Annotated in this window: 4 protein-coding genes and 2 pseudogenes; 2 read left to right on the top strand and 4 right to left on the bottom strand. The window is 70.1% G+C overall.

The annotated features are described in order from the left end of the window. Nucleotides 1–142: 142 nt before the first annotated feature. Together ACFRMN_RS09510 and ACFRMN_RS09505 are read right to left on the bottom strand one after the other, a co-directional pair. Nucleotides 143–1,323 (bottom strand): annotated as a pseudogene (locus ACFRMN_RS09510) (ABC transporter permease). Beyond that, nucleotides 1,323–2,126 carry an ABC transporter ATP-binding protein gene (locus ACFRMN_RS09505; RefSeq protein WP_383015801.1) on the bottom strand — a complete coding sequence of 268 codons (804 nt, stop codon included), beginning with the start codon at nucleotides 2,124–2,126 and terminating at the stop codon, nucleotides 1,323–1,325. Before ACFRMN_RS09505 ends, ACFRMN_RS09510 begins: the two are co-directional and overlap by 1 nt. A gap of 6 nt (nucleotides 2,127–2,132) precedes the next feature. On the opposite strand from ACFRMN_RS09505, the pseudogene ACFRMN_RS09500 reads away from it, so the two are divergent. Next, nucleotides 2,133–2,519 (top strand): annotated as a pseudogene (locus tag ACFRMN_RS09500) (response regulator transcription factor); the annotation flags it as partial. A 561-nt stretch (nucleotides 2,520–3,080) separates the two neighbouring features. Further along, a complete protein-coding gene (locus ACFRMN_RS09495) occupies nucleotides 3,081–3,743 on the top strand; it encodes a lysophospholipid acyltransferase family protein (protein ID WP_383015798.1) in 663 nt (220 codons plus the stop codon). A gap of 187 nt (nucleotides 3,744–3,930) precedes the next feature. Here the strand turns inward: ACFRMN_RS09495 and ACFRMN_RS09490 are convergent, their stop codons facing one another. Beyond that, nucleotides 3,931–4,800 (bottom strand): alpha/beta fold hydrolase, encoded by an 870-nt coding sequence (locus ACFRMN_RS09490; RefSeq protein WP_383015796.1) that lies wholly within the window; start codon nucleotides 4,798–4,800, stop codon nucleotides 3,931–3,933. 649 nt (nucleotides 4,801–5,449) lie between these two features. Further along, entirely contained in the window at nucleotides 5,450–6,526 is a 1,077-nt protein-coding gene (locus tag ACFRMN_RS09485) for a glycoside hydrolase family 5 protein (RefSeq protein WP_383015793.1), read from the bottom strand. Nucleotides 6,527–6,826: the final 300 nt, after the last annotated feature.

The following is a 6,826-nucleotide window of genomic DNA, read 5'->3' as shown; positions in this document are numbered from 1 at the left end:
CCCGCCAGGTTCCGGCCCCCCCACCCCCCCCTGGGCGGGGCCCTCTCCCTCACCCCGGTCCTGCCCCCGCCCCCCCCCCCGCCCTCGGCACGGTGTGACCCCACTCGGGTGGGGTCACACCGTGCCGAGGGCGATTCCGGTGCTACGCCGCGTGCAGCGCCAGCGTCGGCGAGAGGCGGGCCGCACGCACCGCCGGGTAGAGTCCCGCGACCGTACCGATGACCAGCGTCGCTCCGAAACCGCCTCCAACGGCCCACAGCGGAACCACCCACGGCAGGCCGTCGACGCGTGCGAAGACCCCCGTCGCCGCGACGCCCAGCACGACGCCGGCCAGGCCGCCGAGGCCGGACAGCAACAACGACTCCGTGATGAACTGGACGCGGATCTGGCCCCGTGCCGCGCCGAGCGAACGCCGCAGACCGATCTCGAACCGTCTCTCCAGCACCGAAATGATCATGGTGTTGGCGACGCCGACCCCGCCAACGAGAAGCGCGATGCCGCCGAGCCCGAGGAGCAGGCTGCTGAACGCCCCCTCCATCGCGGCCTTCGCCTGTAGCTTGGCGGACGGGTCGGTGACCTTGATGTTCTGCGGGTTCTCCGGGTCGATGCCGGCAGCGAGGAGGTTGCGGACGTTTTCGACGGTGTCGTTCGTCGAGCGCTCGTACACCCTGGTCGGATGGCCGTCGAGGCCGAGGAACCGCTCGGCGGCCTCCCAGCCGACCAGGGCGGCGCGTCCGAGTTCCGGAGCCAGTGGCAGCGGTTCGAGTATGCCGACGACCGTGAAATAGCGGTTGCCCAGCCAGACCTGCTGCCCCGCCGCGCGGAGACATGGCTGAGTACGACGGCCGGATAGCGGCCGTTGGCCCCGTTGAGCCGGCTTCCGCTGCCCACCTCGCCCCGTACGACCTTCAACAGCCCTTCGGACGCCGCCAGGACACTGATGCCGCCGGTCTCGTTCTCGGAAACCTTCTCGCTTCGGCGTACGGACGCTTTGACGGTGCCGGTCGCGCCCGCCTGCTCCACCCCGTCGATACGGCTGACTGCGCCGACGGCGTGTTTGGGCAGCTTGACGTCCTCCCCGGCGAACATCGACTCGCCGGGCTCCGCCACCAGCATGTTGGTGCCCAGCCTGTCGAGCCGCTGCGACAGCCGCTCCTTGCTCGACGCGGAGATGCCGACCACCGCGATCATGGTGGCGATGCCTATGGCGATGCCCAGCGCGGACAGGACGACGCGCAGCGGGCGCCTGCGCATGCCAGCGGAGCCGACGTGGAGGACGTCGCGCGGGCTGAGCCGGGCGGGCCTGAGCTTGCGGCGGGCCATCAGGCGCCCGTCCAGCCGTCGTTGGGCAGGCCGGGTGATGCGCCATGCCGTACGTCAGGCGGTGCGTCGCCCGGTACGCCCGTCCCCTCGCTGTCCCGCCGGCCCGTCCCCGCGCCGCCATCCCTGACGCCACTCATCACGTCCTGGACCACCTCGCCGTCGCGCAGCCGCACTTGCCTGGGCAAACGCGCGGCGACCTCAAGGTCGTGCGTGATGATGGCGATGGTCGCCCCCGTCGCGCTCAGGTCGTACAGCAGCCTCATCACCGACTCGCCCGACACGGAGTCCAGCGCGCCCGTCGGCTCGTCCGCCAGCAGCAGTTCGGGTTCGCCGACGACGGCACGTGCGATGGCGACCCGCTGCTTCTGCCCTCCGGACAACTCGTGCGGCCGGTGTCCTCTGCGGTCCGCGAGACCGACACGTTCCAGTGCGTCGGCGGCCCGCCTGCGCCGTTCGGCGCGTGGCAGGCCGGAGTAGAGCAGCCCTTCCGCCACGTTGTCCTGTGCGCTGATACCCGGCACCAGGTGGAATGCCTGGAAGACGAATCCCACGTGGCGTGCGCGCAGGGCGGACAGTTCGCGGTCGGACAGGTCAGGGACGTCGAACCCGGCGATGGAGACCGACCCGGAGGTGGGCCGGTCCAGGGTGCCGATGATGTGCAGCAGTGTGGACTTTCCGGAGCCGGACGGCCCGACAACGCCGACCAGTTCGCCCTTCTCGATGCCCAGGTCCACGCCGCGCAGCGCCATGACGCCACCCGCGTACCGCTTGGTGACCCCCTTGAGGTCGACGACACGCGTCATATCTTCGGCACCCCCACCTACCTGGCCAAGCCGTTCGTGTACGACGAACTCCTGGCGCGCGTCCTCGCCCTCGGACGACGTGCCCGGCCCGCGCTGCCTCCGGTCATCGAACGGGCCGGACTGGTCCTGGACACCGCCCGGCGCCAGGTCACCAGGGACGGCCGCTTCCTCACCCTGTCCCGCAAGGAGTTCGCCGTGCTGGAGACACTGATGCGGGCCGACGGCGCGGTCGTCAGCGGCGACGACCTGATCGAGCAGGTGTGGGAAGAGGGCACCAGCTACCGCACGAACGCGGTCCGCGTCACCCTCTCCAAACTCCGGGCCAAGCTCGGTGACCCACCCGTGGTCGAAACGGTCCCCGGCTGCGGCTATCGCGTCCGGGCGAACCGATGAACAGCGAAAGGGCCCGGCTGACCACCCTCTACACCGGACTCCTCATGCTCGCCGGCATACTGCTGACCGGCCTCGTGTACCTCCTGCTGAAGCAGAGCCTCGAATCCCAGATCGGTCGCGCGGTCGCCGCGATCACACTCACGGATGAGCCCGGCGCGGCCGCGACCGAACAGACGGCCCAGCTGAAGACGGTGGGCAGGCCCGCCGGGGACGAATCCCAAGTCGCCGAGACGGTGAGCCATGTCGCCGGGGACGCGGCACTGAGCCGCCTGCTCACTGTCTCCGGCCTGTCCCTGGTCGCGTTCGCCGTCGTCTCCGCCGCGCTGGCCTGGTGGATGGCCGGCCGGGTGCTCCACCCCGTCGGCGTCATCACCACGGGCGCAGGGAACTCCACAGCACACGCCCGCGGCGCTCGCCTCCGCACCGCGTGCCGGCGGCCGCCAGAAGCCTGGGTGTCCGCGCTGGGCAGACCGGCCTGGAAGATGAGTACGACGACTCACGCCCCGGTCGGCGCCCGTCTCCGACGATGGAGGTCAACAACTTCGAGACCGGAGACCTCTCGTGCTCAGTCGCATCGCCGACATCCTGGTGCCCGCCGTCGGCCGTCTGTCGGTGACCGCCGAACCCGGCGCCGAACTCGCGCCCCGCAGCATCATCGCCGCGAACCACACCTCGCTCGCCGACCCCGCCATCGTGGTCGCAGCCCTCCACCGCCTCGGCGTTGAGCCCGTCATCATGGCGACCGCGGGGCTGTGGCGCATCCCGCTGCTGGGGCGCGCTCTCGCCCGCGAAGGACACATCCCCGTCCTCCGGGGGGACCGGCGCGCCGTGGAAGCGCTGGACGCTGCGGCCGACGCCCTGGAGCAGGGACGGCTGGTCCTCATCTACGCCGAGGGCGGGCTGCCCCGCCGCAGGGACGCGGCGGAAGCGGCCCCCGGGACCTTCCGCGGCGGCCTGGCCCGGCTCGCCGAGCGCACCGGCGCCCCCGTCGTGCCGTTGGGCCAGGCCGGCGCCCGCCGGATCACCTCGGGCAGCACCGTCAAGCAGCTCGCGGGCCTGGCCACCGCACCTCTGCGCAGGCCGGACCTGCACGTGCACGTAGGCACCCCGCTGAAGCTGACCGGCGACCGCGCCGCACGAACGGCGCTGGCCCGGACCGCGGTGACCACCGCGTGGCGAACGGCAGCCGTCCACCTGGGCGAGCCCGCCGCGCTCACCGCATAGCCCTACCGTGGCCCGGCCGGCCCGGAGCCCGTTGGGGCAAACCCCCGGCGTTCGGGCTCCCGGCCGGCGAGACAAAAGGGGCCACGTTGTCGATGTGGCCCGACGGTTGACGCGCTCTCCCCCACCGCGGCTGGGCGTACTCATCCGCGAAGCTCTCCCCGCCCCGGAGCGGCCGCTTTACCGCTACTCAATGGACATTGTCAAGGACCTCTCGCAGCTTGCGCGCGAAGGCCTCAGGCTGCCCGGCATAGCCGGACTCGCCGTCGAGGAAGCCGCCGTGGTGGCTCGGGAACACCGTCACCCGCTGACCGAGCAGTTCGGCTGTCGCCACCGAGGTGCGTCCAGTGAACGTGTCCCCGGACTCCTCGCCCACCGCGATCACGACCCGCGTCGGCGCCGCGGTCAGCGCGTCGGCATCGGGCCGGTAGCCGCTGACCGCCCAAGACCGGTCGGAGAGCAGTGGATCGTCACGGGAGCCGTCATCCTCGGTCGGCATGCCGAACGCGGCGGGATCCGGCGCGGGCTGGGCGAAGTAGTCATCGGTGAACTCGCCCTGCCACGACGTCATCACGATGAAGGCCGCCATGCCGGCACCCCACCCCTTCTCCTCGTACGCGTCCCGGACACCGGCCCGGGCGCGCTCAGCGGCCCGGGCATCGGGGAGCAGCGGAATGACCGGCGGCTCGTGCGCCACCAGAGTGGTCACACCATCGGGGTATGCCGCCACAAGTGCGAGCGCGGTCACCGCGCCGCCGCTGCTCGCGAACATCTCGACCGGGCCCGCGCCAAGCGCCTCGATGAGGGCGCGCACATCGGCGGCCTGGGTCCTGGGCGCATGGTCGACCCGGCCGTCCTTGCGGGTGCTGCGACCGAGGCCGCGCGGGTCGTAGGTGATCACGGTGCGCTCGGGGAAGTACGACGTCAGCGCACGGAAGCCGCTGGCGTCCATGGGCTGGCCGATCATGAGCAGCGGTGGACGTCCGTCAGTGGTCGGCAGCGGGCCATGGACGTCATAGGCGAGATCGACCTCGGGAGTCTTGAGTATCTGAGCAGTCATAACCGTGTAGACCGTTTCCCCATCGAGAACTCATCGGCCCCTACGCCCGCAGCGTTCCACACCGCCGCCGCGCGGTCGCCGGTGTAGTGGCCATGGGGGACCTGGGGGACCTAGGAGACCTGGGGGCGGAGACGTTGACGAACAGAAACAGCAGACCCTGCTCGTCAACAACGCCGACATCGCGGGCGCGGTTCTCATCGCTGGCCTCGACGGTGTCCGCGCCTCGATGGTCGTGGACTTCCGAGGCACGCTGTCGATACTCAGTGCTCGTCACCTCCGTGCACCTCCGTGCACCTCGGAACATGACAATCACGGTGACCGATCGACGACGTCCCCACAGATCAACACAGGATGGCACAACAGAACGGTTTCGGCTGACACACACCTGGTTGCGGCGCATACGGGCGGGGTCCTCTCCCGGGGCTGGGAGAGGACCCCTTGGTCCATCGTCCGGGACTTTCGCGACGCGCCCCTAGGTCCTGTCTTCAAAGTAGCGCCGTCCGCCCGGAGGGCGGGCTCGGAGGCGTCCGGTGCGTGCGATCGCAAGGCGGAGGGTCGCCCCAGTACTGGATGTACTGGGGTGATCCCGACAACGCCGCGAGCGTGCGTGCCGGACGTCGCCGATCAGGCGGGACTTTGAAGACAGGGCCTAGAAGCCGCCGCTGCGAATCCGGTCGCGGATCCAGACACCGGCCTCCTTGAGGACCGAGGTGCCGGTCCACTGGCCGCGTGCGCAGGTACCGGTCTTGAAGACCGCGCCGGACCGATCGTCGTCCGAGTAGTTCCAGTTGGTCCAGCTGATCTTCTTCTGGGCCATCAGGTCGATGTACCGCTGCGACTGGGTGAAGTCGTTGGCGCCCTCACCCGCGTAGTTCTGGGTGCCGAACTCCGTGACGAACATGGGGATGCGGTCCGCGGCCCGGGAGAGTGCGTTCAGGTACTCCGATTTGTGCGACGCGGCGTAGAAGTGGAACGTGTACATGATGTTGTCGGCGTTCACCGGGTTGTTCACGACCTCGGTCTCGTTGGCGCCGTCGGAGACGCCGAGTGAGGACCAGGCGCGAGTGCCGACGAGGACGACGCCGTCGGGGTCCTGGGCCCGGACCACCGGGATGATGGTCTCGGCGTAGCTCTTGATCTGCGGCCAGGAGACGCCGTTCGGCTCGTTGGCTATCTCCCACAGGACGTTGACCTTGTCCTTGTGGCGGCGAGCCATCTCGGTGAAGAAGGTGCGGGCCCGGGCGGTGTTGGCGTTGGGGTCGCCCGGGGTGAGCTGGTGCCAGTCGACGATCACATACAGGCCACGTGCGCTGGCCTGGTCGACGATCCGGCTCGCGAGGTCGGTGAACCTGGCCGGGTCGGTCTCGTAGCCGCCCTCCTGCACATAGGTGGAAACACGGAGGATGTCGCCGTTCCAATCGTTGGCGAGGGCGTCCAGCGAGCCGTCGGTCACGCACTGCGCGTACCACTGGGTGCCGTGGGTGCTCATCCCGCGCAGTTGGATCGGGACGCCGGACGCGTTGCAGAGCTTGGTGCCGCAGACGCGGACCTTGCCGTTGATGCTGACCGGGGTGTCGGCCGCGCGGGCGACCTGGGGGTTGCGGTCCTGGCCGCCGGCCGGCGCGGAGGCACCGGCCTGGGCGGTGACACCGAGGCCCAGGAACAAGGCTACGGCCAGGGCGAGGACGCCGGTGGGACGCAGTTTCTTGAGGAGCGATGAGGGCATGGCAGACCCTTCATGAGGCGGACATGACAATCTAGGTGGGGAGTCCATGGACGTGGTGCGCTCCACGGGGAGTAATTGAAAGTTAGGTTTGTTTCCAGTTACCCGTCAAGGGCTGGTTAGGTTTATTTCCAATTGGCCGTCGAGGGCGGAGGAGAGACCTGGTGCACGGTGGCGTCCGGAGGGGCCGTTGGGGCCGGTGGCCCCCCATTTCGGCGCCCCCGGGCGGCGGGCACGGGGGCTTTGGATGCCGCAGGTGAAACGTGGGGGGCCGCGGGGGGGCGGGGATGTGGTGGCTGTCCG

It is taken from the genome of Streptomyces sp. NPDC056835, from assembly GCF_042789485.1.
Lineage (GTDB): Bacteria > Actinomycetota > Actinomycetes > Streptomycetales > Streptomycetaceae > Streptomyces.
This window is presented reverse-complemented; position numbering and strand designations above follow the sequence as displayed.